The following is a 24,096-nucleotide window of genomic DNA, read 5'->3' as shown; positions in this document are numbered from 1 at the left end:
GAGTTTTTTGCCTCACAGAAGGGGGTAATAGCATGCAAGCATTTACGAAAGTATCTAACGAACTTCAATCCCTTTTAGAAACAGTTCATCATATTCGTAAAATGGAAAAGGGGACATATCTGTTTCAAGAGGGCAGCAAAGCTAATGAGCTATTCGTTGTGATTACCGGAAAGATACAAATGAGCAAAATGATTCCAGATGGACGGGAGTTAACATTAAGAATGGCTTCGCAAGGAGATCTCATTGGAGAGCTCTCTTTGTTTTGTTCTGCCCAAACCCATATGCAAAATGCAAAGGTAATAGAAAGTGGAGAAGTAGCTGTTATCTTCAAAAATGATTTAGAGAAGAAACTCGGGGAAGATCACGCCATCGCCTTAGAGTTTATGAGATGGATGAGTCAGGAACATCGCAAAACTCAAACAAAGTTTCGCGATCTCGTTTTACATGGCAAAAAAGGTGCGCTCTATTCAACTTTAATTCGTCTGTCAAATAGTTACGGTGTTCACACAGAAGCTGGAATTATCATCAATTCATCGCTAACTAACCAAGAATTAGCCAATTTTTGCGGAACATCCCGTGAAGTGGTTAATCGCCTATTAAGTGAGTTGCGTAAAGCTGGAATAATCAGCATCGATAAAGGAATTATTACGATCCACGATTTAGATTATATAAAACTTGAAATCGATTGTGAGAATTGTCCGATCGATATTTGTAATATCGAATAGCTCTGTACTATAAATCGGCCTCAATTTTCAATTGAGACCGATTTTTTGCTGTTACATATTTTGGCTCATTTCGTATGGGAGCTTGCTTTCACACAAAATGAGCCAAATCATTTTTCATCAATATTATTTAACAAAGCTAATTGCAAAAATGTTCACGATAAAAAATAGAATAGAATTGACAATTTCAAGAACCCCTACTTTTTTCATAGAATAGGGCTTGCCATAAAAATAAATTGCTCTTACTAAACTTGGAACGTATGCAATAGCCACTATCGAAAAACCAATAAGGAGAAAAAAAATCGGAACAAACACATGATAAATCCAGGAAATCCACTTATATACTATATTTTTCTTTTCGCGAATCATTGTTTTTACATAAAAAGTAGAGCCGATGAAAAATAGGAGCGATGTAATAAAGACTAGAATGGTCGCTTCATTAATTTTCCCATTTGCTAAAAATCCACTGGCCAAGCCACCAATGGAAAATACAATGATAGCACTAAAATCATTCCATAATGCCCGATCTTGCTTCTTTTTCGAGAAATATAAATTAACTATAAAGAACGGAAGCATCAACAAACCAAATATAGCAATGGAAGGCCTTGTCACGAAAGGGATCATCAAAAGTAAGACAGCTGGGATTAAATAAATGAAAGTCCACTTTCGATAAAAAGAGAGATTTTTTCCTTTTGCCATTTGTAGCATTGGAAATGTTGCCAAATATAACAGCAGCCAGCCGCTAAATAAAGGGATGTGCTGCCAGATAAAACCAGATGCTACCACTGAAAGCCAAAATGGTATGATTAACATGGCCCAAGCACCATGCTGCTTTGGTAAAAATAATTTCATAAAAAAACACTCCTTTCTTTTCCTATCATAACTATATCGAGACAAGAAAAGAAGAGGAGTGAATGACATCACATATATAAAGTTTGACACACAATGTTCATTTTAAGCCAGTTCTCATTGATTTCGACCAATTACGTTTAAAAAGTTGTATTGGTCTCGATAATAATCCGATATATTTAGAGAACGACAAAGCCAACAAAAATGTCAATAATAAAAGGAAATGTGTGCGTGACAAAAAGGAGATACTGCCAATTAAATCGAGATCAGGTTGCAAATATACTAAGCTTCTAACCCAATAAAAGAGCTTCTCTGGTTCATTCGTCATACTGTAAAAGGCAATGACACCGAAACCTGAAAGAAAGCTTAATACCATTAACACAAGAATCATTCGATTGACGATCAAACCTAGCTTATAAAGGAACTTCATCTCCTCTTGCACCGAAGGCCCATTAACCCGCCAGATCAGCGCCATTCCCAAAACAGCAACTACGACATACGGATAGATTAACCATATGATTATTTGCAGTAAATCCATTTTTCTCTCTCCCCATCGCTCATAAAAGCCCTTACAAATATAGTAGTAAGATTCAAGAGAGAACACAGTGATAAAAGTTACGTTTTTGACAATTTTTTTAACATTTTTCGACTATTTTTTGAACTGCAAATAATTGGCTACCCATTCATACCCAACTGGATCTTCGATAGAGAAGCGTTTAATGTCTGCCACATTTTTACTTGCCTCCAATAATTTCTCATCCCAATAAAAAATCACACGAATATTGTCGAGTTTCTGAAGTAATTCTACATCAGCTCGATTTCGAATTAATACTGCTTTAGGATATCGTTCTTTTTTGTGCCCTTCGATTAAAATAAGATCAGGGCGAAAAAAAGACAGCAGCTGTAACTTCTCTTCAAGAGACCAACTGCTTTTTTCCGCATGCACTAGCAAATGGCCAGCACCTTCTACAAGAGAAGCAACGGCACCGGCTTTCAAATGCTGATGTGAGTCCTTCTCTTCTTGAAAATCTGGTTTTCCGCCATGACCATGATGCTTTAATGTTACAATCGAGAGATTACTCTGCTGCAATTGTGAAATTAATCTCTTGATAAAGGTTGTTTTCCCACTATTTTGATATCCTACTATTTGAAAAATAGTAGCATCTACCATGGCCATTCGCTTCCTTCGTGATCTTCAAGCATGAGTACAGCTACTTCATCTCCAGCCGAAAATCCTCTCGTCCCACCTGGGAGGACGGTTAAAGAATTGGCACCAGCTAAACTCATGACGATATTCGATTTATCCAAACCACTCGGGGTGACAATTAGCTTCCCGTCTGATACCGATAATTTGCTTCGAACAAAACGAGTAAATGGATTTGCTTTGGGAAAATCGACATCAAGTATTGCTTTTTCTTTTCGGAGATGCGGTTTTGGCGAGAAAAGCATTTTCCGAATCACCGGTCTGGCAAAAAGTTCAAACCCTACATAGCAAGCAGACGGATTCCCCGATAATCCAAATAGAATCTTGCCGTCCAATTCCGCTACTGTTGTCACACTTCCTGGGCGCATGCTTACTTTATTAAATAAAACCGTAGCATTAAGTTTTTCATAAATAGCAGGTAAATAGTCAAAATCTCCAACAGATACACCGCCTGTTGTCACAAGCAAATCTACTTTATGTAGCGCTTCTTTTACTGCTGCAAAACAAGTATCAAAATCATCTGGAAGCGTGCCGAAGTAAAAAACTTCTGCACCAGCTCTTTCAATTTGTGCACTTATCATATATGAATTACTATTTCGAATCTTCCCTGGCTGCAACGGCTCGTCTACAGATAACAATTCCGTTCCGGTTGCAAACAGCCCAACTTTCGGCTTCTTTGCAACATGAACCTTCGCATAGCCAAAGGTAGCAAGCATTGCTTGAATGCCTGGGTTAATTTTTGTTCCTTTCTCTACTAAAACTTCCCCTGTTCGGGCATCTTCGCCACGACGGGAAACATTTTCACCAGGACGATGCTTACGCTTTGTACTCATGTAAGACTTGCCATCTTTAATATAATCTCTTGCAAGTTCTAGCATGACAACACAATCACAAGACTCTGGCATTTGTGCTCCAGTCATAATTCTAACCGCCTGAAATGGACCAACACTTTTATTTGAGACAAGTCCTGCTCCAATATGATCAACCACTTCAAATTCTATCGGATTATCACGGCTCGCCTCCTCCGTATCAATTGAGCGCACTGCATAGCCATCATACGGTGCCCGATCAAAATGAGGTACATCATTTGTTGCCAGTAAGTCTTCCGATAGAAAGCGTCCATAGCTTTCATTTACTGAGACAAATTCGGTTTTTCCTTCAATATTATTTGCCATAATGCGAGAAACTGCTTCCCCAATTGGGATCGGTTTTCTGAATTCTACCATCTCAACCACTCCATCTATGTACGTAAATTTTTTACTGAGTCCCATTTATACCGGCCCACTTAACAAATATTTGCTAGTATGCCTCATATAATCCATGACTGTATACTCTCTATTATAATCGTACATAAATGTGTTCTACAGGACAAATATCACAATATTGTGAGAGTGAAGGTTTTTATTATTTGCAAGTTAGAAACTATATTGTTTAACTAGTTTGAAGATGTATTGGATTTTATGCATCTTATCCATTTAATCTTGCCCTTAAAATTCCACCATTTTTCATCACGTGAGATTAAAATTGGATTGTGCTTAAAAAATCCATTCATTCTTAACAAAATAGTATTTATCCTTGTTCAAGCCCCTGCTTTTTTAAATGATTAACACCATTCGCCAGTTTGTCATCGACTATTTGAGCATCTTCTATATGCTTTACAATCAAGCCTTCGATTTCTTCAAAAATCCGACTTGTTAAGTTCATTTCATTTAATGTATTTTCACAATAATTATTTTAACTAGCGATAATGCCACTTGCATCATCTACCTTTGCTTTAACGTTATCAATAATTTTTGCCACTTCAGTCATTTTTTCAGTTGTTTTTTCACTTAATTCGATTCCAGAATGAACAAGATCAAAGCATTCTTTCGTATTATCAACTGCCTTTTCAATATCACCTTGAAAACTTTTCGTCAGCTCCATAATATTATGTGAACTTGTTGACGTTTCTTCTGCTAGCTTTCGAACTTCTTCTGCCACAACTGAAAACCCTTTTCCGTATTCTCCCGCCCTTGCTGCTTCAATTGAGGCGTTTAAAGCAAGTAAATTCGTTTGCTCTGCAATACCTTTAATTAAAAAGACAATGTCGTCAATTTCTTTTGAACGCTCTCCTACTGTCATAATAGAATCCATATTGGTTTTAATTTCCCCACCAAGATTTTGCATTAACCCTTCTAAATCCTTAACAATCAATTGACCTTCTTCACCGCGCTTTTTGAGTACATCGGCAGATTGATGCAATTCTCTTCCTGTCTCATTTAACTGATTCGCGCATTGACCTGAACTCGTTACCAATTCGCTAACTGTTTCAAAATGACCTTTAATTTGTTCCACTAAAGCTCCCAGTAGACCATGTTGCCCATTCACCGTTTCATGTTGTTCAATCGTTGTGACCAACTCTTCCTGAAGCTCCTTCATCAATTCGGTCAGTGTCTCTTCCTTCTCCCTTACCGTTTCTTTCAAATTATTTATTTCATCTTTCAATTGTTGATTCTCCATCAATAATTTCTTCATCTGGCTGCCTTTAAACATCTTACTTCCTCCGTTCTCCTAAAACATCTCTATTTTTCATTCATCATGGCACATTACAAAAACGGCCTAAGTGACATTAGTCACATACTATATCGGCATCATTTAACAAAACATGAAATTTTTCTTATATTTATTTCTATATAATTAGGTCTATATTCCTGTATTTTTAATTTCTAATATTGAAAAACACAAAGCTCCTTCCTGAAATTAAAAATGTAAACTCATTGGAAACAATAAAAACGTTTTCGGACGCTCCTCACACTTAAATTTTAAAAATTGTTCATTGCTTTTGAGAAACCCAGCTCGTCGCTAAATAACTTATCAAATAAATTAACGAGCTTTTTCATTCCTTGAACGAAAAAAACTGACTACAAAAAGTCGTCTTTCATGACCTTTTGAGCCAGCCTATTTATCCACCAATATAAGACATTTCTATTTTTTTGCGATTGGCAACTGTTTCTGCCGTTCTTAAATCTGAATAGCGATCATCTCTGCCATTCCAGACCTCACAAATTCGCTCTGCCAATTGTTTATCATTAACACCCGAGCGCATAAAATCTCTTAAATCATGACCATTCCCATTAAAGAGGCATGTATAAATTTTGCCATCTGCGGACAATCTTGAGCGTGTGCAACTTGAACAAAAGGACTCTGACACAGATGTAATGAAGCCAACATCAATATCTGTTCCTTGATAGCGATAACGTTTTGCCACTTCGCCATAATAATCTGGATCAACTGGAATTAAGGAGTAGTGTTCCCGCAAAATGTCATAAATCTCTTTTTTCGTCACAACATCATCCATTTTCCAGCCATTGGAACTCCCAACATCCATAAATTCAATATAGCGGAGCTGTAAACCATTATCCTTGCAATATTGAGCCATCGGAATGATCTCTGAATCATTCAAACCTTTTTTTACAACCATATTGATTTTCACGCCAAGTCCTGCCTCTTGAGCAGCTTTTATCCCCTTAAGGACAGGTCCGACCCCCACATTCCGTCCATTGATCTGACCAAACAATTCATCTTTTAGACTGTCTAAACTGATGTTAACACGTTTTAATCCAGCCGCTCGCAATTCCTTTGCATACTTAGGTAGGAGAACTCCATTTGTCGTTAAACCGATATCTTTTAAATGATCAATTCTCGAGAGCAACTTAACTAAATATGGGAGATCTTTGCGCAGCAAAGGCTCTCCACCAGTCAAGCGAATTTTCTCGACCCCTAATTCAACAAAGATTTTCGCCAATCTTTCAATTTCTTCGTATGATAATAATTCACTTTTAGGAAGAAATACAAAATCAGGGCCGTAAATTTCAGCCGGCATACAATATTGACAGCGAAAATTGCATCGATCTATTACAGAAATTCGCAAATCCCTTAATGGTCTGTTTAGTCTATCCTTCACTTTCGCCAATCCCATCAACTCCATACTATAGAGTGGTTTATCTATTATATTAACAATTGCTTATCTCGATTACTGTTACCTTTCTCACTATCATAATGTTATTACATCATAAAACCTAAATTTATAGTGCTAAATTGAATTATTGTCATAAACTTGTCAACAACTTACCAATTTTTCCTATTTCATTATTTCCTCTGTTTGCTTTTATGTTATCAATACAAAATTTATCTTTCATTGACAGATTCGACTTTTATTGCTAATGAAAACTTCTTACTGTCTTACTTATTTTTTGCTAATCCCTTATATTAACAAAATTCTCTAACCATGAAAATAACCGATTTATTATTACTATTTAAAACGTGAACATATTGTTAAATATTCAGTGATTCAATTGACACTCCCATTTATATAGGGCATTCTTAGGGAACAAAGATGTTTTCGGATGATGAAACAAAGGGGCGAGTCAAATGACGTACCAATTAAAAGCCACGCAATCAGTGGAAATAAAAGAAATGCTTACATTGACCGACCGACGCTTTAAAATGACTAAAGGAACTTTTTTATATCAAGAAGGAATGACTGCAAATGAAGTTTACATCATTATTTCAGGAAAAATCCAGATCAGCAAAATTTCAGCAGATGGCAGAGAGTTGTCATTACGGATATGCAGTACGAATGATATTTGTGGGGAACTATCGATTTTTACACATTCCCCCAAATATATGTTAAACGCCCTTGTTATTGATGACGCGGAAATAGCAGCTGTCAAAAAAGATACTCTTGAAAAGGAAATGCTTCGAAACGGTTCACTTGCTTTTGAATTTATGAAGTGGATGAGTGATCACTCTAGGAAAACGCAAACAAAGTTTCGCGACCTCGTTCTCAATGGCAAAAAAGGTGCGCTATACTCCACTCTTATCAGAATGACAAACAGCTATGGAGTTCATTTATCCGATGGAATTTTAATCGACTTACCTTTAACCAATCAGGAACTTGCCAATTTTTGCGGCACTTCCCGTGAGAGTACGAACCGGATATTGAACGAACTAAAAAGGGAGAATATCATTTCCGTTGCCAAAGGGAAAATTGTCATTCATGATTTACAGTTTTTAAAGGACGAGATTGGCTGTGAAGATTGCCCGATCATCTATTGCAATATTGAGTAATTCCACTTCTTTGTCGCTTTTTATGCAATGATAAAAATAGAGTGAGCCGTGCGTTCCCCCAAAAGTTAGTGCAATAATAAACTTCTAGGGACACCACCACGACACTCTATTTTTGTTTTTGTCTTAACGATTTTGGAATGTAGACACAGAATGGCTCACTTTCTAAATAATCCCCGGTCATTGCGTAAGCTCGTGAACGGGACCCGCCACAAACGTATCTAAATTCGCAAACGCCACATTTGCCTTTGTATTTATCTGGATTTCGCAAATCCTTGAAAATAGGAGATTCACGGTAAATTTCTGCCAACGGCTGTTCCTTCACATTTCCAGCTTTTATTGGCAGCAAGCCGCTCGGATAAACATCGCCGATATGAGAAATAAAGACAAATCCATTTCCATCATTGACTCCTTTTGGGGCTCTTCCTAAACCATCAATCGAACCGGTTAAGCCTTGCTCAGTTAAAGCATCTAAATAACGAATTTCATCTGCTTGTCCTTTTGCTTCCCGCATCTTTTGCTGAATAAATACACGGCGATAATGCTGAGCGGCAGTTGTTTTGATATCAAACTTAACCCGTTTGCTTAAATCATGAAGCCATATAAATACCTTCTCGTGTTCCACTGGTGATATCATGTCACTTTCCTGTCCTCTTCCAGTTGGCACAAGAAAAAAAACACTCCATAACACACAGTCTAGTTCTTCAATTAATTGTGCCATTTCATTTAAGTATTCAACATTATACCTTGAAATAACCGTATTTATTTGGATCGGTATCTCCAGCTCATGCAAATAACGAATTCTCTCCATTGTTAAGTCAAATGAGCCGTCAGTACCTCTAAAATGGTCGTGTATTTTGGCGTTATGCCCATCCAAGCTAAAAGCCCAGCGTGAAAGTCCAACTTCTTTAGCCTTTTCTATCGCTTCCTTCGTCACATTTGGGGTTGCACTCGGGGTCATAGACACCCGAACTCCTTTTTTGACAGCATACTCAGCGATATCAAAAACATCCGGGCGCATTAGAGGATCCCCACCTGTAAATACAAGCATAGGATTATTCATCTCATAAATTTGCTCAATTAAATCCTTCCCTTGCTCAAATGTAAGTTCCCTCGGATCTCTTTTATATTGGGCTTCTGCCCGGCAATGTAGACATTTCAATTGACAAGCCCTTGTAAGTTCCCAAATTACGATAAAAGGGTCTTTATGAAAATCTCTCGTAAATATCATTTACAATGACTCCCTTCTTTTCAATGGACCTATTAAACCAAAAAAGCCCCATACAGGAAGTATACGCTTTCCCATTTCATAAAAAAGTGAAGGAGATCACAAAAGAACGGAAATATTAACGATTTTGAGCCCATTCAGTTCGAAACCGCAGCTTCGGACTAAATGGGCTCAATAAAAATTAGAAAAAATTCACAATTTATGATGATTTAGCTTTATAGTATACTTGTTAGCACGATACAAAAATGTCATTTCAAACGCAAAGAACGCAACTAAAAGACCTGCGAAATAAGGTTGTGGGGAGTCCATATAAAGAAACAACCAGAAAGATAAAACAAAAAATAACGTTCCTATCCATACCGGAAATTTAAATATCCTCAACACTGAAAGCCCCTTTCTTTTCATTACGTTCTAAAACTAGGGATCATCATGCTTTATTTTTATTATTAGCGAATTCCTAATGCAATCTTAGCATATCTAGACATTCTGTCCTTTGTCCAAGGTGGGTTCCAAACAATGTTCACTTCTGTGTCTTTTACTTCTGGAATTTCAGCAAGGGCTGCCTTGACTTGATCAACAATCGTTCCTGCTAACGGACATCCCATAGAGGTTAAGGTCATTGTTACTGTTGCTAAACCTTCATCATCCATTTCTACATCGTACACTAAACCTAAATTTACAACATCTATGCCAAGCTCTGGGTCTACAACAAGTTCTAATGCACCCATAATGCTATCTTTTAATTCTTGTTCCATCTCTTTCACTCCTCATTTTGTTTTTTCCTTACTTCATTATACCTATCATCTTAGACAAAGAAGCCATCGTTTTCAAACAATAACCTTATTCCAACATTTTCTTGGCTTTGTTCTACGTTGCTGCTTCCTGTGAAATCAAGACCTCACCCCTTCAATTATGCTGAAAAGGTTTTCTGAGTCATGAGGTGCTGCGAGGAAATAAGCTAATAATCGTTTGCTCAACACAATTGTTTAAGTAGTAACCTCGAGGATCTCCGCTTCCTTTACATGTTTTTCAAACCATTCGACAAGCTTGAGGACACCGACTCGGCTTACTTTATGATCGGCCTTTTCATCCGTAATAAACTGAAGCCGTTCTGGACTTTGCTGGTAGAGTGGCTTAATGCTCTCATAAAATTGATATGTGTACGTATACGGCACAATCGGATCCTTCATTCCATGCCAAAACAGCAATGGGCGTTCATGCAATTTTTCCGTCTGCATACTTAAATCATATTTCCTTAAATGCTCCAGAATTGCTTCTTTTTCTTGTTCTGTAAAAGGAAGCTGCACCCCTTTGGCGGCAAATTGTTCAATTTGATATTGAGAGAACCGTTCATAATAAGGCATCCCCATTAAGCTGACAGCAGCTTTTATCCACGGATATTGAGTTAACGCACCTAAAGTAATGATGCCTCCCATAGATGTTCCTGCCAGCCCAATTTGATTTGGATTAATTTTATTTTCACTTTCATAATAGTCTTTTATTAATTGAAGCTCATCAATCGTTTTCGTGACAATTTCCCAGAACTTAATATTCATCTCTAAGGAATTTAATCCTGTTTGTCTCTCTCCATGATAGATCGCTTCCGGCATCACTACTCTAAATCCTTTGCTTGCCAATAAATAAGCATAATGCAAATTATTTTCCTTGACACTTTCAAAGCCATGGATAAACAAAATCAACGGAAGAGACTTCTCATTGTTTTGCTGCTCTACTACATGTAATAATGGAATATCAGCGATTGATTTATTCTCTATAATGATCAACTGCGAGCCCCTCCAAACAAATGATGATAAACAAATTCTTTTACAAAACTTTGCGAAAATTGGTAACCTATAAGTAGGCACACATTTACTATGCGAATGTGGATTCTCAATTTTGTAAAGTTTTCCTATATTTTTAGTGTAACATGTAGACGAATAAAATCCTAAAGCTTTACACTTAGGATAAGACCTACATTAATCCATTCATTAATGCTCTCGTCTGCGTTAATAATAAGCTTTGTTAAACAATATGATTGATAAAATCAACACTTCACAAAGCAGATGGATAAAATATAACATCATAACGAAGGAGACGCTTATGGCTGAAAAACATTTAATTGCATTAGATTTAGATGGCACTTTATTAACAGATGACAAAACGTTGTCAGAAGCAACAAAAAAAGTCATTCAAAAAGCAAAAGAAGATGGGCATGTCGTTATGATTGCGACTGGAAGACCTTATCGTTCCAGTGAACAATATTATCATGAACTAAATTTGAATACACCAATTGTTAATTTTAATGGAGCCTTTGTCCACCATCCTCTTGCCAAAAATTGGGGCGCTTATCACACTCCATTAGATATTCAAGTTGCAAAAGAAGTAGTCGATATTTGTTACCATTATCAATTCCATAATATCGTTGCTGAAGTCATTGATCAGGTCTATTTCCATTATCATGATGAGAAACTTTTGGATGTATTTTCAATGGGGAATCCATCCATTACAACAGGAGACTTACGAGAATTTTTAACTGATTCTCCAACGAGTATGCTTATCCATACTGAGGAAGAACATTTAAAAACGATTCGTTCTCACCTTTCCGATATTCATGCTGAATTGATAGACCATCGAAGCTGGGCTGCTCCGTGGCATGTCATCGAAATTGTTAGACATGGGCAAAATAAAGCTGTTGGAATACAAAGGGTTTCCGACTATATGAATATTCCGAAGGAGCGGATTATCGCTTTTGGAGATGAAGACAATGATTTAGAGATGATTGAGTATGCTGGACGTGGAGTCGCAATGGGGAATGCTATTGACCAATTAAAAAATATTGCCAACGATATGACATTAACAAACGAACAAGATGGTGTAGCTGTTTATTTAAATGAACTGCTAAATCTGAAAGCATTATAAAGCAATAATGGCGATTAACCAGAATGTTCCCCTTGTATGAAATGCAGGTAGTGAGCATACTAAGATATGAAACGGCTGCTAGCTGTTTCACAAGCTCAATGCTGGAGGGATTGCAATGGGAAGAAGTAGCAAATCTAGACGTTTTGTACAACGCGGGGTTGACGCTGTTTCGAAACATGATGAACGCATTCCTTATCATACCACCTATGCAGAAGCAGAGGCTAAGAAAATGGCAAATGTGAAAAACTCCTCATTAGGAGGAATTTAACGATGGCTAACCGGCTTTTTATCGAAGCGAGAAATGCTGTAGATATGGCTAAAAATTCGACTGGCAGTGGTCAGCATACTGCTGTTGAACGGGCCAGAAACGCGATTTCTTCAGCATTTGCCAATTCAACTATAGCTGAACAACGATTATTAACTCAGCTGCAAAATGAGCTTGATCATTTGACTTAATATAGAAAGCTGGCCCCAAGGAGCCAGCTTTCTATATTTGTTCTAACACAACCGGCTTAGAATGAATAATCCTTCCATCCTCATCCTTTTCGTATAAATGAAGAATTAGGGTTGCATTTTGCGGAAGCTTCTCTTTTGCAATTTTAATCTCCAGTTCGAATAAAGCCATAGATGAATCTTTCTCTGCCAACGGTAGCACCTTTTCATCAATATATTGATAATGTCCATCCTCAACGGTATAAAATAACTTTCCTGTATTTGCACTCACTTTTCCTTTAACACGGTACTCTCCAAGCTCACCTTCCACCTGAACATTTTGAAAAATTAATTTCTCTTCTTCTTGCTGCACATTGCCAAAAAATAAATTCACGAAAATGGGAATCAGGAATAACAAAGTAAATTGCTTTAACATCACGTTTCCTCCTGTTCAAGTTTGCTTACTCTTTTTCAATTAACTAGGCCTGACCACTGAAACTGGGCAGAGGGAGTTCGTACTAAAGTATACAAGCGAACATTTCTATTCATGCCAGTTAATCTCTGCGAAAAAAGCCAACTATCCCTGCGGTTTGTACAATATTCGTAAAAGCGTGGGAATCCACTTCATTAATAATTTGTTCCAATTCAAATAATTCATATCGTGTGATCACGATAATCAACATATCTTTTGTTTCTTTGGTAAATGCTCCTCTTGCTGGAATCATCGTAATGCCTCTTAACATCCTCGAATGAATCGCTTCTGTTAACTCTTCCGCTCTCTTTGTCACAATCATTGCTGTTAATTTTTCATGCCTTGTATGGATGGCATCGATTACTCTCGTAGAGGCATACAGGGTGACAAGTGTATATAATGCTTTTTCCCAACCGTATAGGAATCCAGCGGTGATAATAATTAACCCATTTAACATAAAAAAATAAGTTCCCACTGGGCGATCATTCATCCTTGAAAGCACCATTGCGATAATATCCAATCCTCCAGTTGACGCTCCCCATTTTAAGGTAAAGCCAATTCCGACTGCTGAAATCACTCCTCCAAATACGGCATTTAAGAGGATATCAGAGGAAAGCTGGTAGACGGGAATAATCTCTAAAAATATCGACATTAAGGCGACGCTAATAAAGCTGTATAATGTAAATGATTTCCCCACTTTTAGCCAACCAAGAATCGTCACTGGCACATTCAAAAGAAACAATAAAATTCCGGTAGAAATACTTCCACCCAAAATGCTTGAAAGCAGCTGTGCTGTCCCTGTGAAACCACTTGCATACACATTGGCAGGAATTAAAAATAAGTTCATCGCAATGGCATTTAAAAGGGCTCCGATTACGACGACAATCATTTTTTTCGCATGAAGCAGGATGACCATCTCCTTTTTTCTTCCGTCAGCAAAACGATTATATCTTTATTATTGCAATTCCCTATTTTCTTTAATCAAAGCAACATGATCTTTGTCCATTCTCATGCAGCCAATTTGTGCGAAAACGTACTATATTTTTTTCAACACACCATTTTACTAGTATTCATTGAGTTTTTCTGATAAATTCTATAAACTAAAAGAAATGATTTGAAAGCAGGTGTAGTCTATGTCAGTAAAAATTTTAGCTGACAGCGCATGTGATTTGCCGTTGAATTTTTATGAAGAAAATGGCGTCACCCTTTTTCCTCTTGGTGTCCACTTAGGTGAACAGGAATACGAGGATTTATTAACAATCGATCCATCAACCGTCTATAAGGCGATTCGCTCTGGGGAAATGCCGAAGACATCCCAAGCCTCACCGTTAAAATTCGAGCAATATTTTAAGGAAATGGCAAAGAATAAGGAAGAAGGAATCTATATCGCCTTTTCATCTGAGCTATCCGGTACCTATCAAACGGCTGTAATGATTCGCAATCAAGTGAAGGAAGAATATCCAGACTTCAACTTATCGATTATTGATTCAAAATGCGCCTCTCTTGGCTGCGGATTAGTTGTTATGGAAGCGCAAAAGCTTGCTGCAAGCGGTGCATCCTTTGCGGAAATTGAAAGAGATATTAAATTTCGTTGTGAGCATATGGAGCACTTATTTACAGTAGATGATCTCAACCACTTAGCAAAGGGTGGCAGATTATCGAGAGCCTCTGCTTTTATGGGCGGACTTTTAAACATCAAGCCTCTGCTTAATATGGAAGACGGCAAATTGATTCCCATCGAAAAGCATCGAGGACAAAAAAAGCTTCTTCGCCGAATTATTGAAGTGATGAAAGAACGAGGACAGCATTTTGATAAGCAAACAATTGGAATCAGTCATGCTGATTGTCTTGATTTAGCGTTCGATATGAAAGAGCAAATCAAAGCAGAACTTAATGTTGAGGATATAGTTATTACAGACATCGGCGCCGCTGTTGGTTCCCATACTGGACCAGGGACAATTGCTTTCTTTTTTCTTAACGAGCTCCCAGCTTAAAACACTGGAAAGTTTTGAGTTACATACTCCTTTTTCAAATGGCAGACAATAAGACAACTCTTCGATAGAAAGGAGTATTTGTCATGCCTCATACTTCTGATAATGACAAAAAAGCGCAAGATCATAACGCCTTACGCCACGAAAAAAATATGATGCGAGAAAAGAATCGCAAAGCAGGAAAACGTCAGTATTCGAAAAAAACAGACCATCTCTAGAAGTGAAAAGCTTTAAAACTCTGCAAGGAAACTCAATAGAGCTTCTTTAACAATCGTCATCCAATCTGGATTGACTTCTTTTCAATGAAGATCCGATGTTTGAGGAATTAAATTTCGACTTATCATTGGATGAGAACTGAAGTTTGCTAAGCGCCAAACCTAGAGACCTATCGTATCTTAAAAGGCATACGACCAGTTAACACTGGTGGTTTGCTCAACCTATTAGAAAACTGCAAAACAACACACTACACTAGACACCGCCTTAGTGAAACGATGGGCGGTGTTTTTTATATAGCAACGGTCACATCGGGTTAATTTGGCCCCCGATGTGGCATGGCTTGAGGTAGTCTGCCAACAAGCAATTTTTGTAGGTGCATCTACATAAAATTTATAATTATGGTCATTCTTACCTTGTTTGCCTTTTTAGAGACCACAACTTCTTCCGGAAGTGTAACTCCTGGTAAATATTATCCATTGCTATGATTGTTATTAATTTCCTCGATTTGCTGAGGGGTATGTCCCAAAAGCATGACTTATGACAAATAAACTGACAGCTTCTACTATGACGGTAAGCTAATGTGATACTTTTCTGATAAATTGGCTGCATGGCACATACAAATCATTTACCCGAACAAACGGTGTCGTGAATTTAAAAGCTGTCCAAAATACCGATTATGAGCTAACTGGTATTACACTTGTCAGTCAAGAAAACTTTGATAAACACACGGAATCTATGAAAAATGGACAAACTTCTAATAAACAGGGTGCTGCACAGGAAAATAGTTCTGTACATAAAGTAAGCGGCGCAAGTAGCGCCGTTGAGCATAATGGAAATGATCTTAATGGCTCTACTAATGCCTCTTCTGAAGGCGATTCCAACTATGTTGATACTTCTTTAAATGCTTACTTAAACTATGGCGTTTCTTATGATAAAGCTAACAAGCAATGGATATTCGATAACAAACCAATTCATTATCTTAACGATGGAGATAATGCCACTTTTGTCGATAATCGTAATCATGCGACAAAAAATGGAATATCCCTCAAGGTCATTAGGAAATCCAACGGTGAAATCGATAAGGTGGTTAAAAATATCTGGTTGAGAAATATCGACTTATGAATATTTAGACACTATGAGACATTAAGGAAAGAGCTGCAATAATGTAAATGATACCTTGGCTCCTTTCTCCTTACACTTTTCGACTTGCTAAAATGTTATCCACTTTAGAAAATCAATAGCACAAGGCACACTTATTGAAAGATAAAGCAGCAAAGCAAAGGATCTACAGTGCAAACGCACAATGACAGCAAGTGCTACCCAAGATGACATATTTAACCCGCCTGATGTGGCAGGTCTTTCTATATAAAGCAATGTATCCACTTTGGTGAGGGTTTCTCCAAGCTCAAATACACCGCACCCCTAATTCGGGGTGTTTTTATGCGTTGATATAACTGCTGCAGGGAGAAACTTTTATATTGTTGTTACGGTTTGCTCTATTCCTTCACAATATAAAAGTTATGGGTGACGACCAAACAATCTTAATTTTCCTTCTTCTCATAAGTCCAGCCATCCTCTTGATAAACAAGACCGTCCTTCATCAGTTTGCCAAGAGCCCTTTTAAAAGCACCTTTGCTCAATCCGAAGCGCTCTTCGATATCTTCTGGCATACTTTTGTCTCCATATGGCATCGCGCCATTTCTAGACTGCAAATAAGAATAGATTTTCTCTGCATCTGTCCCTAACGCTTCTTGTTTCCGTAGAGTTAACGAAACATTGATCGTTCCATCCTCTTTTACATCTATAATCCTTCCCTCAACTTTTTCACCGAGTCGCGGTTCAGCTAGACGCTGTGACTCATGAATAAAACCTTTAAAGCCTTCCGCAGTATAAATCCAGCTTCCTACCTTTGCCGTACGATAAATATGCCCTTGAATATTTTTATTAAAATCAGCACGGGTTGCCTTGACTCTCTTTTCATCAATGACAGGATCCGTAGCAAGCTTCACATAAATCCGATTATTTCGATTGACACGCAATGTGATATAAAGCAAATCTCCGACCATTGGCCAAACGGACTGCTTCGTTGGTAAATCCTCTTCCCCTAAAAGCATGTCCTTATTGATGCCAATATCTAAAAATACACCGAGTCCCGGCTTTGTATCACTAACCTTTGCCCAGCCGTACTCGCCCACCTTGATTTTCGGAATCGTTGATGTTGCTGAGGCTCGCCCATGGGAATCAGCATACAAGAAAACCTCAACTTCATCGCCCTCATTTAATTCAAGCTCCGTATCATTTTCATGCATTAGAACATCTTCTTCTCCGTCCGTTAAAAAGTAGCCAAACTGGGCATACCTTGCAACCGTTAAAGTTAATACCTGCCCTACATAATCATTTAAAGCCATTGCCATACACTCCTCTATTTTACACTTCATGCGAAAGTAGTCTTTCCGAAAGTTGTTTGAACTGCTATATTTTACTATAATGGAGCCTAGAAGGGAAATTATACATGTATTTAAAGGAGGGCTCATGATGGCAAAAGATAGCTCATTTGATATTGTATCAAAAGTAGATTTTTCCGAAGTGACGAATGCAATTAATATAACGATGAAAGAAATCTCCACACGGTATGATTTTAAAGGAAGCAAGAGTAAAGTAACCCTTGATAATGAAGAACTTGTCCTTGTATCAGATGATGAATACAAGCTCGAACAATTAAAGGATGTTCTCCTCAGTAAAATGATTAAAAGAGGCATTCCCATTAAGAATCTTGATTATGGAAAAATTGAAGGCGCGTCTGGAGGAACTGTAAGACAACGAGCAAAGCTTGTGCAAGGAATCGATAAAGAAAATGCCAAAAAAATCAATACTTTAATTAAAAATAGCGGTTTAAAGGTTAAAAGCCAAGTGCAGGATGATCAAGTTCGGGTTACAGCGAAAAGCCGCGACGACTTGCAAGCAATTATCGCTGCAGTAAAAGAAGCCGATTTATCAATCGATGTTCAATTTGTAAATTATCGCTAAAACGGTTGTCATTTTAAAATAGATCACTTATAATAAAACAATCTTACATATATAGTAAGTAAAACAACCATATACCACAATATATAGTATACAACCGATAAATTAGGTGTCTTAAATAGACTTAATAGGGAATCTGGTGAGAATCCAGAACTGTACCCGCAACTGTAAGTGTGACGAAATAGGAAAAGCCACTATCATCTCGATGGGAAGGACCTAAAGTAGGATGAAGCACAAGTCAGGAGACCTGCCTTTTTTATACGTCATTATCTTCTTCGGGAGTTGGGAAGGTAAAACGAAGGTGTTTAAGCAAAAAAGGCTTGTTCCTTTTCTACTAAATATCAGCGTTTTAACCCATCTTCATTTTTGAAGGTGGGTTTTTTAGTTACCTTTCTCTCTTCCGAAAAATTAAGGGAGAGATTTTGAACAATGAGTACAATCGCAACCAAAAATGAAAGGGTACTTGAAGCCCTGAAGAACACGGCAAAAAAATACAACCTAAATGTTACGGAAATTGAACAACAGCTGCTTACAACAGACGAACGTACTTCCAAGCAAACGGTTCTCCAATATGCATTAAATCATGTCGATATGATCGAACCAAACTGGACTTTTCTTGCTGCACATATGCTCCTGCTTGAGCTTTACGAAAAAGCGGCAACCTCTCGCAAGTATGAACCTAACGAAAAATATGGTGATTTCTTCCATCTTATTCAATACTTAAGCGATATTGGAATTTACTCAAACGATCTCCTTCAAGCCTACAGTAAGGAGGAAATTGAACAATTGGGACAAGAAATTGACCCAGATAAAGATTCCCTTTTTACATATATGGGATTATTTCTTTTAGCCGATCGCTATTTAGCAAAGGACTATCATCAAAATGTATATGAACTTCCACAGGAACGGTTCATGATCATCGCCATGACCTTAATGAAAAATGAAGAAAGGCAAAAGCGATTGTCGTATGTGAAAGAAGCATATTGGGCCTTAAGCAACTTGTATATGACCGTTGCTACACCAACTCTAGCAAATGCCGGTAAAAGCTATGGTCAGCTCTCCTCCTGTTTTATTGACACAGTGGACGACTCCTTAGACGGCATTTACTTAAACAACTGGGATATCGCTCGATTGAGTAAGGATGGCGGGGGTATCGGAATTTACTATGGAAAAGTAAGGGCGCTCGGCTCCGATATTAAAAAGTTTAAAGGAAATTCTTCAGGGGTCGTCCCTTGGATTCGCTTAATTAATGACACTGCAGTGAGCGTCGATCAGCTTGGTCAACGGCAAGGTGCTGTCGCCATTTATTTAGATATTTTTCATAAAGATATTATGAACGGCTTTTTAGATCTAAAAACAAATAACGGCGACGAGCGAAGAAAAGCGCACGATATTTTTACAGGCGTTTCCATTCCTGACCTTTTCATGAAAAAGATCGAAGAGGTCGATGAAAATGGAAAAAGTATTGGGGAATGGCACACCTTCTGTCCTCATCAAGTAAAACAAATGATGGGTTGGAAAGATGAAAACGGAAATCCACTTGGTTTAGAGGATTTTTACGACGAAACAGATGAAAAGTTTTTCACACAAAAATATGAGGAGGCTGTCAACCATCCACTTCTTCCCCGTAAAACATACCGGGCAATGGATATTATGGTTCGTATCATGGTTGCTCAGCTGGAAACAGGAACGCCTTACATGTTTTATCGCGATGAAGTTAATCGACAAAACCCGAATAAGCATGTGCTTGGACATGGACGTACAGCGATATTTTGCAGTAATCTGTGCACGGAGATTAGTCAGAACATGTCAGCAACTACGATTCAAAGCGAATTTACAGATGCAGATGGAAATATCGTAATAATTAGAAAGCCTGGGGACTTCGTCGTTTGCAACCTCTCCTCCATCCATTTGCCAAACGCGATCAGAGCGAATGTTTTAGAACGATTAATTGCCATTCAAATGAGAATGCTAGACAACGTGATTGATATAAATGATATTTCTGTCCACCAAGCTAAAGCAACGAACGCGAAATATCGAGCTGTCGGACTTGGAACCTTTGGTTGGCATCATCTCCTTGCCTTAAAAGGTATCGAGTGGGAATCAGTTCAAGCTGTTCATTATGCCGATGAAGTCTATGAGGACATCGCTTTCTACACGATTAAAGCATCGATGGAATTAGCGAAAGAAAAAGGAGCGTATTCCCTATTTAAAGGGTCTGAATGGGAATCAGGAGACTATTTTCAACGCAAAGGATATACAACGTCTAGATGGGCTGAGCTCCGGGAAAACATTCAAGCATTTGGGGTAAGAAATGGCTGGATGATGGCAGTTGCCCCTAATTCTTCTACAGCAAAAATCGGTGGCTCAACAGACGGTATCGATCCGCTCTATGCCCTCGAATATGCAGAGGAGAAGAAAAACTTTAAATTTAAGGTGACAGCACCAGATATAAATCATCAAACTTATTATTACTATCGTAAAGTTCGGCATGAACTTGATCAAAAATGGAGCATTAAGCAAAACGCTGCTAGACAGCGGCACATCGATCAAGCCATTAGTTTCAATCTTTATGTGCGCCACGATATTAAAGCAAAGGAGCTGCTTGAGCTTCATCTAGAAGCGTGGAAGTCTGGCATGAAAACAACCTATTATGTTCGCAGCACCTCACAAACTGAAATTGAAGAATGTGAAGCATGCCATAGTTAATAAAAAAGCATAAAGCATCATTAAATATCGCACCGCTGCATGACGAAATCTCCAGTTTCAAACTTAAATTGGAGACTTGTTCTGATAAAAATCTAATTTCAACAGTTAACAGCTAAAGAAGGGAGCCCTCTTTCATGACTAGCACTTTAAAAAAGATTAAATTATTAAATCCCGAATTTCCTAATAAAGCAACAGGCATTATTAACGGTAAAGCATCTGGTATCCTTAACTGGAATGATATCGCCTACCCACAAATGTATCGCATGTATCAAACACTGCTAGCAAATTTTTGGAAGGCGCAAGAAATAAATATGCAAGATGATATTAAGCAATGGGATCATTTAAGCTCCATTGAAAAGGACGTGTTTTTACGGGTCAACACGCAGTTGGCATCCTTAGATAGTCTGCAAACGCCAACGATGACACAAGTTATGGATTATGTAACCGACCCTAGCTTTAAAGCCATTTTTGCAGTTATAGCTCAACAAGAAGCGGTTCATAATGAATCCTATTCCTATATTTTAAGTTCACTTATTCCTTTAAGCGAGCAAATTGAACGTTTTAATCAAGCAAAGGATGATCCGATTGTCCGAAAAAGAAATGAAATCATTTTAATCGCCTATGAGAATTTCCGTCAGGAACCAACTCCACAGCATTTATTTCAACTAGCGGTTCAGTCGATTAATTTAGAAGGTATTTATTTTTACGCAGGGTTTGCCTTTTTCTATCATCTTGCTAGACAACAAAAAATGCTTAAGACAAGTACGATGATAAGCTATATTCAAAGAGATGAAATGCAGCATGCCTACTTTATTGCCCAATTCATCCGAATTTTGTTAACCGAAAACCCAGAGCTTAATACGCCAGAAAATATTCAATATGTTTATCATTCCATTTCAGACGCTGTTGAATTAGAGAAGGAGTGGGCCCGCTATATTTTAAAAGAAATTGAAGGAATCAATTTAGAAGAATTCGAAGGTTATGTTGAATATCTAGCAAATAAACGTTTTCGCCAATTAGGACTCGAAAACCATTATAGTGGTCGTGACAACCCAATGCCATGGATTCAAGTGTTTAGCGATGAAATGATGAATGAAACGAAATCTGATTTCTTCGAACAAAAATCAAGAACCTATACGAAAGTAACTGAATCGAATGGGTTTGATGAACTATGAAGCTAGCTATCGTCTATAGCTCCATCAGTGGCAATACGGAAGAGCTTGCACGTATAATTATGGAGCAGTTCAAGCAAAAAGGACTCGATATCTCTTGTTATCGAGTGGAGGATTTTCCATTACATTCACTCTTAACATTTGATGGCCTCCTGATTGGAACTTATACTTGGGGCGATGGAGAAGTACCGCTAGAAATGGTCCCATTACAGGCTCAGTTAGAGAGTGGTTCTTGGGAACATCTTGTCACAGGTGTGTTCGGTACCGGAGATAGTTTCTATCCCAAATTTTGCGGTGCTGTAAATGCCTTTCGCGACAGCTTAAAAGAGCGAACAAATCTTGCTGTTACATTAAAAGTGGAACTTTTACCACAAGACGTCGATATGGGAAGAATCGCAACCTTTGTTGAACGAATCATTGAGAGAATGAGCGTTCCCGCTTAACCTTAATAAAAAATGGAGAAAAACAGGTTAGTTTTTCTCCATTTTCTTTATTGTTTTCGAGCCTTCCTTTTGACAAGAATCAAAAAGACAATAAACAAAATAACGACACTTGCAGTAGCTCCAATAAACGGAAGATTGAGTCCTGATTTTTCCGTTAGTACATATATTTCTGCCATTTCTCGATCAAGAATGATTCGGTACTGTCCAGCTTCACTGCGCACTAAATCACCATTCAACAATCCGCGAAGTTCTTTTTCATCTTCCAGTTCTTCCTTCAATGTTACCGATTGGGACTTTGTTGTATTATTAATAGCAATAACGGAAGTTTCCCCTTCATATTCCCGCTTAAAAACGATCATTCCATCCTGCTCAAAGAGTACTTCCATACTTCCTCTTGTTAGCATAGGATTTTCATTTCTAATTTTAGCGATACTTGTTATATAGTCTATTAATTCCTTATCAGTTCGAAAGTCCATTTGTCTTTGATTATCAGGCTCTTCTCCACCATCCAAGGCAATCTCACTCCCGTAAAAGACGAATGGAATACCAGGTGTTGTGTATAAATACGTTAGAGCCATCTTCCATCTTGGACCAGGATGCTCATTTTGTACGACCGCATCCCTCGTAAAACGGTGTACATGCTGATTATCCATAAATCTTGTTAACAAGGATGAATTTTCATAAATGTCTTGATTTTGTTGCGACTGCTCGACTACCGCCTGCAGAGATTGATCAGGTTTGGAAAATCCAGCCCTTAAATCACTATTAGATAAATAATCAAGGAATCCATCAATACCTACTTTTTGATATCGTTCCAACAAAGCCGCATCCTCTGTTTGGATATCTCCAAGTAAAAAGAAATCTTCCTTCACCTTTCGAACTTCCTGTGCAAAATCAAGCCAAAAATCAACAGGAATATGCTCGACATATTCCAGTCGAAAACCATCAATATTCGTTTCTTCAACCCACCATTTTGCCATCTCAAGCAAATAATTTTTCACTTCTAAATTTTCATGTGCTAAAGTAGGAAGTCCATTAACCTTTTCTTGTCGAAACCAATCTTGTTTATCGGCCTCGCTTACCCATGGATGATTCGGACCGACGTGATTTACATTAAAATCGATTACAATTTTTAATCCTAGATCATGAGCGGTTTGTACAAGCTTCTTCAATGTTTCAAGAGTACCAAAGTGCTCCTCAACCTGATAAAAATCTTTTGTCCAGTTGCCATGATACCCATTGTCTTCATTATCAAATACTGAAGATAGACCGATTGTTGTAAAGCCCATCCCTTTAATATAATCAAGCCGATCAATAATTCCTTGAAAATCACCGCCATGATAGCGATTTGGATCATCAGCATCGACGCTAAAGTCAATTGAAAAATCACTATTGTTAAACCGATCAATCGTTATGTAATAAATAGATTCATCCTGAAAACTATGCTCTTCTTTTTCTACTGCACCAACTGGTAGTCCACAAAAAAGAAGCAACGGGATCAAAATGAACAAAATATACTTTTTCATTCACCGTTCCTCCTACCCTATTCGTTTAATATACCCCGTTTATAAGATTATCGTTAAGTCTAGTTGTGCGTCAACTTTATTCA

General features: G+C 37.8%; 26 protein-coding genes and 2 riboswitches. Of the genes, 12 read left to right on the top strand and 14 right to left on the bottom strand.

The annotated features are described in order from the left end of the window. The first annotated feature begins 32 nt into the window (after positions 1-32). The gene (locus PZE06_RS04375) at positions 33-725 is read left to right on the top strand and encodes a Crp/Fnr family transcriptional regulator (RefSeq protein WP_150914600.1); all 693 of its coding nucleotides are present in this window, start codon (positions 33-35) and stop codon (positions 723-725) included. A 123-nt stretch (positions 726-848) separates the two neighbouring features. Here the strand turns inward: PZE06_RS04375 and PZE06_RS04370 are convergent, their stop codons facing one another. The 7 genes from PZE06_RS04370 to moaA all read right to left on the bottom strand — a co-directional run bounded on the left by PZE06_RS04370 (position 849) and on the right by moaA (position 6,733). Next, on the bottom strand, positions 849-1,574 hold the full coding sequence (locus tag PZE06_RS04370; protein WP_150914602.1) for a YwiC-like family protein: 726 nt from the start codon (positions 1,572-1,574) through the stop codon (positions 849-851). Between the two features lie 97 nt (positions 1,575-1,671). Beyond that, positions 1,672-2,109: a respiratory nitrate reductase subunit gamma gene (locus PZE06_RS04365; protein ID WP_150914604.1), complete on the bottom strand. Its 438-nt coding sequence runs from the start codon at positions 2,107-2,109 to the stop codon at positions 1,672-1,674. A gap of 111 nt (positions 2,110-2,220) precedes the next feature. Next, positions 2,221-2,748 carry a molybdopterin-guanine dinucleotide biosynthesis protein B gene (mobB, locus tag PZE06_RS04360; RefSeq protein ID WP_225310602.1) on the bottom strand — a complete coding sequence of 176 codons (528 nt, stop codon included), beginning with the start codon at positions 2,746-2,748 and terminating at the stop codon, positions 2,221-2,223. After that, positions 2,736-4,001 (bottom strand): molybdopterin molybdotransferase MoeA, encoded by a 1,266-nt coding sequence (locus PZE06_RS04355; RefSeq protein ID WP_150914606.1) that lies wholly within the window; start codon positions 3,999-4,001, stop codon positions 2,736-2,738. Before PZE06_RS04355 ends, mobB begins: the two co-directional genes overlap by 13 nt. Before the next feature lie 343 nt (positions 4,002-4,344). Further along, a complete protein-coding gene (locus PZE06_RS04350; protein WP_275791632.1) occupies positions 4,345-4,479 on the bottom strand; it encodes a hypothetical protein in 135 nt (44 codons plus the stop codon). Between the two features lie 30 nt (positions 4,480-4,509). Next, positions 4,510-5,307, bottom strand: a complete 798-nt coding sequence (locus PZE06_RS04345; protein ID WP_150914608.1) for a methyl-accepting chemotaxis protein — start codon at positions 5,305-5,307, stop codon at positions 4,510-4,512. 409 nt (positions 5,308-5,716) lie between these two features. Beyond that, a complete protein-coding gene (gene moaA, locus PZE06_RS04340; RefSeq protein ID WP_150914610.1) occupies positions 5,717-6,733 on the bottom strand; it encodes a GTP 3',8-cyclase MoaA in 1,017 nt (338 codons plus the stop codon). Positions 6,734-7,185: 452 nt separating this feature from the next. On the opposite strand from moaA, the gene PZE06_RS04335 reads away from it, so the two are divergent. After that, positions 7,186-7,884 carry a Crp/Fnr family transcriptional regulator gene (locus PZE06_RS04335; RefSeq protein ID WP_150914611.1) on the top strand — a complete coding sequence of 233 codons (699 nt, stop codon included), beginning with the start codon at positions 7,186-7,188 and terminating at the stop codon, positions 7,882-7,884. Between the two features lie 106 nt (positions 7,885-7,990). Here the strand turns inward: PZE06_RS04335 and PZE06_RS04330 are convergent, their stop codons facing one another. The 3 genes from PZE06_RS04330 to PZE06_RS04320 form a co-directional block, all read right to left on the bottom strand. Continuing rightward, entirely contained in the window at positions 7,991-9,112 is a 1,122-nt protein-coding gene (locus PZE06_RS04330; protein ID WP_095309989.1) for a TIGR04053 family radical SAM/SPASM domain-containing protein, read from the bottom strand. Positions 9,113-9,555: 443 nt separating this feature from the next. Then, complete coding sequence (locus PZE06_RS04325) at positions 9,556-9,864, bottom strand: metal-sulfur cluster assembly factor (protein WP_150914615.1); 309 nt, start codon at positions 9,862-9,864, stop codon at positions 9,556-9,558. 231 nt (positions 9,865-10,095) lie between these two features. Continuing rightward, positions 10,096-10,893 carry an alpha/beta fold hydrolase gene (locus PZE06_RS04320; protein WP_150914617.1) on the bottom strand — a complete coding sequence of 266 codons (798 nt, stop codon included), beginning with the start codon at positions 10,891-10,893 and terminating at the stop codon, positions 10,096-10,098. Between the two features lie 316 nt (positions 10,894-11,209). Here PZE06_RS04320 and PZE06_RS04315 point away from each other — a divergent pair, with 316 nt between their 5' ends. The 3 genes from PZE06_RS04315 (at position 11,210) to PZE06_RS04305 (ending at position 12,484) form a co-directional block, all read left to right on the top strand. After that, a complete protein-coding gene (locus PZE06_RS04315) occupies positions 11,210-12,028 on the top strand; it encodes a Cof-type HAD-IIB family hydrolase (RefSeq protein ID WP_150914619.1) in 819 nt (272 codons plus the stop codon). Positions 12,029-12,143: 115 nt separating this feature from the next. Then, complete coding sequence (locus tag PZE06_RS04310; RefSeq protein WP_191963152.1) at positions 12,144-12,296, top strand: hypothetical protein; 153 nt, start codon at positions 12,144-12,146, stop codon at positions 12,294-12,296. Positions 12,297-12,298: 2 nt separating this feature from the next. Next, positions 12,299-12,484 (top strand): DUF3813 domain-containing protein, encoded by a 186-nt coding sequence (locus PZE06_RS04305; protein WP_150914621.1) that lies wholly within the window; start codon positions 12,299-12,301, stop codon positions 12,482-12,484. Positions 12,485-12,515: 31 nt separating this feature from the next. Here PZE06_RS04305 and PZE06_RS04300 read toward each other — a convergent pair whose 3' ends face one another. Continuing rightward, complete coding sequence (locus tag PZE06_RS04300; protein WP_150914623.1) at positions 12,516-12,896, bottom strand: intracellular proteinase inhibitor; 381 nt, start codon at positions 12,894-12,896, stop codon at positions 12,516-12,518. 118 nt (positions 12,897-13,014) lie between these two features. Beyond that, positions 13,015-13,848: a YitT family protein gene (locus PZE06_RS04295; protein WP_150914625.1), complete on the bottom strand. Its 834-nt coding sequence runs from the start codon at positions 13,846-13,848 to the stop codon at positions 13,015-13,017. A gap of 217 nt (positions 13,849-14,065) precedes the next feature. Here PZE06_RS04295 and PZE06_RS04290 point away from each other — a divergent pair, with 217 nt between their 5' ends. From PZE06_RS04290 to PZE06_RS04280, 3 genes are all read left to right on the top strand, one after another. Continuing rightward, positions 14,066-14,926 carry a DegV family protein gene (locus tag PZE06_RS04290; protein WP_150914627.1) on the top strand — a complete coding sequence of 287 codons (861 nt, stop codon included), beginning with the start codon at positions 14,066-14,068 and terminating at the stop codon, positions 14,924-14,926. 83 nt (positions 14,927-15,009) lie between these two features. After that, a complete protein-coding gene (locus tag PZE06_RS04285) occupies positions 15,010-15,141 on the top strand; it encodes a DUF3941 domain-containing protein (protein WP_150914629.1) in 132 nt (43 codons plus the stop codon). 643 nt (positions 15,142-15,784) lie between these two features. Next, complete coding sequence (locus PZE06_RS04280; RefSeq protein WP_150914631.1) at positions 15,785-16,261, top strand: hypothetical protein; 477 nt, start codon at positions 15,785-15,787, stop codon at positions 16,259-16,261. 114 nt (positions 16,262-16,375) lie between these two features. Further along, positions 16,376-16,463, top strand: a riboswitch (cyclic di-GMP riboswitch). Positions 16,464-16,680: 217 nt separating this feature from the next. Here PZE06_RS04280 and PZE06_RS04275 read toward each other — a convergent pair. Then, positions 16,681-17,547: a CvfB family protein gene (locus PZE06_RS04275; protein ID WP_275791631.1), complete on the bottom strand. Its 867-nt coding sequence runs from the start codon at positions 17,545-17,547 to the stop codon at positions 16,681-16,683. Between the two features lie 127 nt (positions 17,548-17,674). Between PZE06_RS04275 and PZE06_RS04270 the strand changes: the two genes are divergently transcribed. From PZE06_RS04270 to PZE06_RS04255, 4 genes are all read left to right on the top strand, one after another. After that, positions 17,675-18,166 carry a YajQ family cyclic di-GMP-binding protein gene (locus PZE06_RS04270; RefSeq protein WP_150914635.1) on the top strand — a complete coding sequence of 164 codons (492 nt, stop codon included), beginning with the start codon at positions 17,675-17,677 and terminating at the stop codon, positions 18,164-18,166. Between the two features lie 87 nt (positions 18,167-18,253). Beyond that, positions 18,254-18,432, top strand: a riboswitch (cobalamin riboswitch). A 160-nt stretch (positions 18,433-18,592) separates the two neighbouring features. Then, positions 18,593-20,872, top strand: a complete 2,280-nt coding sequence (locus tag PZE06_RS04265) for a ribonucleoside-diphosphate reductase subunit alpha (RefSeq protein WP_150914637.1) — start codon at positions 18,593-18,595, stop codon at positions 20,870-20,872. 134 nt (positions 20,873-21,006) lie between these two features. After that, the gene (locus tag PZE06_RS04260; RefSeq protein WP_150914638.1) at positions 21,007-22,047 is read left to right on the top strand and encodes a ribonucleotide-diphosphate reductase subunit beta; all 1,041 of its coding nucleotides are present in this window, start codon (positions 21,007-21,009) and stop codon (positions 22,045-22,047) included. After that, positions 22,044-22,487: a flavodoxin domain-containing protein gene (locus PZE06_RS04255; protein WP_150914639.1), complete on the top strand. Its 444-nt coding sequence runs from the start codon at positions 22,044-22,046 to the stop codon at positions 22,485-22,487. Before PZE06_RS04260 ends, PZE06_RS04255 begins: the two co-directional genes overlap by 4 nt. 47 nt (positions 22,488-22,534) lie before the next feature. On the opposite strand, the gene PZE06_RS04250 is transcribed toward PZE06_RS04255, so the two are convergent. Then, entirely contained in the window at positions 22,535-24,013 is a 1,479-nt protein-coding gene (locus PZE06_RS04250; protein WP_150914640.1) for an alpha-amylase family glycosyl hydrolase, read from the bottom strand. Positions 24,014-24,096: the final 83 nt, after the last annotated feature.

The sequence above is a fragment of the Robertmurraya sp. DFI.2.37 genome (assembly GCF_029211245.1).
Lineage (GTDB): Bacteria > Bacillota > Bacilli > Bacillales > Cytobacillaceae > Robertmurraya > Robertmurraya methanolica_A.
The sequence above is the reverse complement of the archived record's forward strand: the minus strand, read 5'-3'. Positions and strand labels throughout refer to the sequence as shown.

What these genes read in the sequence shown, in the direction of transcription:
- PZE06_RS04305 (WP_150914621.1), top strand. Translation starts at nt 12,299, where the DNA reads ATGGCTAACCGGCTTTTTATCGAAGCGAGAAATGCTGTAGATATGGCT.
- PZE06_RS04290 (WP_150914627.1), top strand. Translation starts at nt 14,066, where the DNA reads ATGTCAGTAAAAATTTTAGCTGACAGCGCATGTGATTTGCCGTTGAAT.
- PZE06_RS04310 (WP_191963152.1), top strand. Translation starts at nt 12,144, where the DNA reads ATGGGAAGAAGTAGCAAATCTAGACGTTTTGTACAACGCGGGGTTGAC.
- PZE06_RS04330 (WP_095309989.1), bottom strand. Translation starts at nt 9,112, where the DNA reads ATGATATTTACGAGAGATTTTCATAAAGACCCTTTTATCGTAATTTGG.
- PZE06_RS04250 (WP_150914640.1), bottom strand. Translation starts at nt 24,013, where the DNA reads ATGAAAAAGTATATTTTGTTCATTTTGATCCCGTTGCTTCTTTTTTGT.
- PZE06_RS04295 (WP_150914625.1), bottom strand. Translation starts at nt 13,848, where the DNA reads ATGGTCATCCTGCTTCATGCGAAAAAAATGATTGTCGTCGTAATCGGA.
- PZE06_RS04345 (WP_150914608.1), bottom strand. Translation starts at nt 5,307, where the DNA reads ATGTTTAAAGGCAGCCAGATGAAGAAATTATTGATGGAGAATCAACAA.
- PZE06_RS04370 (WP_150914602.1), bottom strand. Translation starts at nt 1,574, where the DNA reads ATGAAATTATTTTTACCAAAGCAGCATGGTGCTTGGGCCATGTTAATC.
- PZE06_RS04365 (WP_150914604.1), bottom strand. Translation starts at nt 2,109, where the DNA reads ATGGATTTACTGCAAATAATCATATGGTTAATCTATCCGTATGTCGTA.
- PZE06_RS04350 (WP_275791632.1), bottom strand. Translation starts at nt 4,479, where the DNA reads ATGAACTTAACAAGTCGGATTTTTGAAGAAATCGAAGGCTTGATTGTA.
- moaA (WP_150914610.1), bottom strand. Translation starts at nt 6,733, where the DNA reads ATGGGATTGGCGAAAGTGAAGGATAGACTAAACAGACCATTAAGGGAT.
- PZE06_RS04260 (WP_150914638.1), top strand. Translation starts at nt 21,007, where the DNA reads ATGACTAGCACTTTAAAAAAGATTAAATTATTAAATCCCGAATTTCCT.
- PZE06_RS04265 (WP_150914637.1), top strand. Translation starts at nt 18,593, where the DNA reads ATGAGTACAATCGCAACCAAAAATGAAAGGGTACTTGAAGCCCTGAAG.
- PZE06_RS04315 (WP_150914619.1), top strand. Translation starts at nt 11,210, where the DNA reads ATGGCTGAAAAACATTTAATTGCATTAGATTTAGATGGCACTTTATTA.
- PZE06_RS04285 (WP_150914629.1), top strand. Translation starts at nt 15,010, where the DNA reads ATGCCTCATACTTCTGATAATGACAAAAAAGCGCAAGATCATAACGCC.
- mobB (WP_225310602.1), bottom strand. Translation starts at nt 2,748, where the DNA reads ATGGCCATGGTAGATGCTACTATTTTTCAAATAGTAGGATATCAAAAT.
- PZE06_RS04255 (WP_150914639.1), top strand. Translation starts at nt 22,044, where the DNA reads ATGAAGCTAGCTATCGTCTATAGCTCCATCAGTGGCAATACGGAAGAG.
- PZE06_RS04355 (WP_150914606.1), bottom strand. Translation starts at nt 4,001, where the DNA reads ATGGTAGAATTCAGAAAACCGATCCCAATTGGGGAAGCAGTTTCTCGC.
- PZE06_RS04325 (WP_150914615.1), bottom strand. Translation starts at nt 9,864, where the DNA reads ATGGAACAAGAATTAAAAGATAGCATTATGGGTGCATTAGAACTTGTT.
- PZE06_RS04375 (WP_150914600.1), top strand. Translation starts at nt 33, where the DNA reads ATGCAAGCATTTACGAAAGTATCTAACGAACTTCAATCCCTTTTAGAA.
- PZE06_RS04275 (WP_275791631.1), bottom strand. Translation starts at nt 17,547, where the DNA reads ATGGCTTTAAATGATTATGTAGGGCAGGTATTAACTTTAACGGTTGCA.
- PZE06_RS04300 (WP_150914623.1), bottom strand. Translation starts at nt 12,896, where the DNA reads ATGTTAAAGCAATTTACTTTGTTATTCCTGATTCCCATTTTCGTGAAT.
- PZE06_RS04270 (WP_150914635.1), top strand. Translation starts at nt 17,675, where the DNA reads ATGGCAAAAGATAGCTCATTTGATATTGTATCAAAAGTAGATTTTTCC.
- PZE06_RS04335 (WP_150914611.1), top strand. Translation starts at nt 7,186, where the DNA reads ATGACGTACCAATTAAAAGCCACGCAATCAGTGGAAATAAAAGAAATG.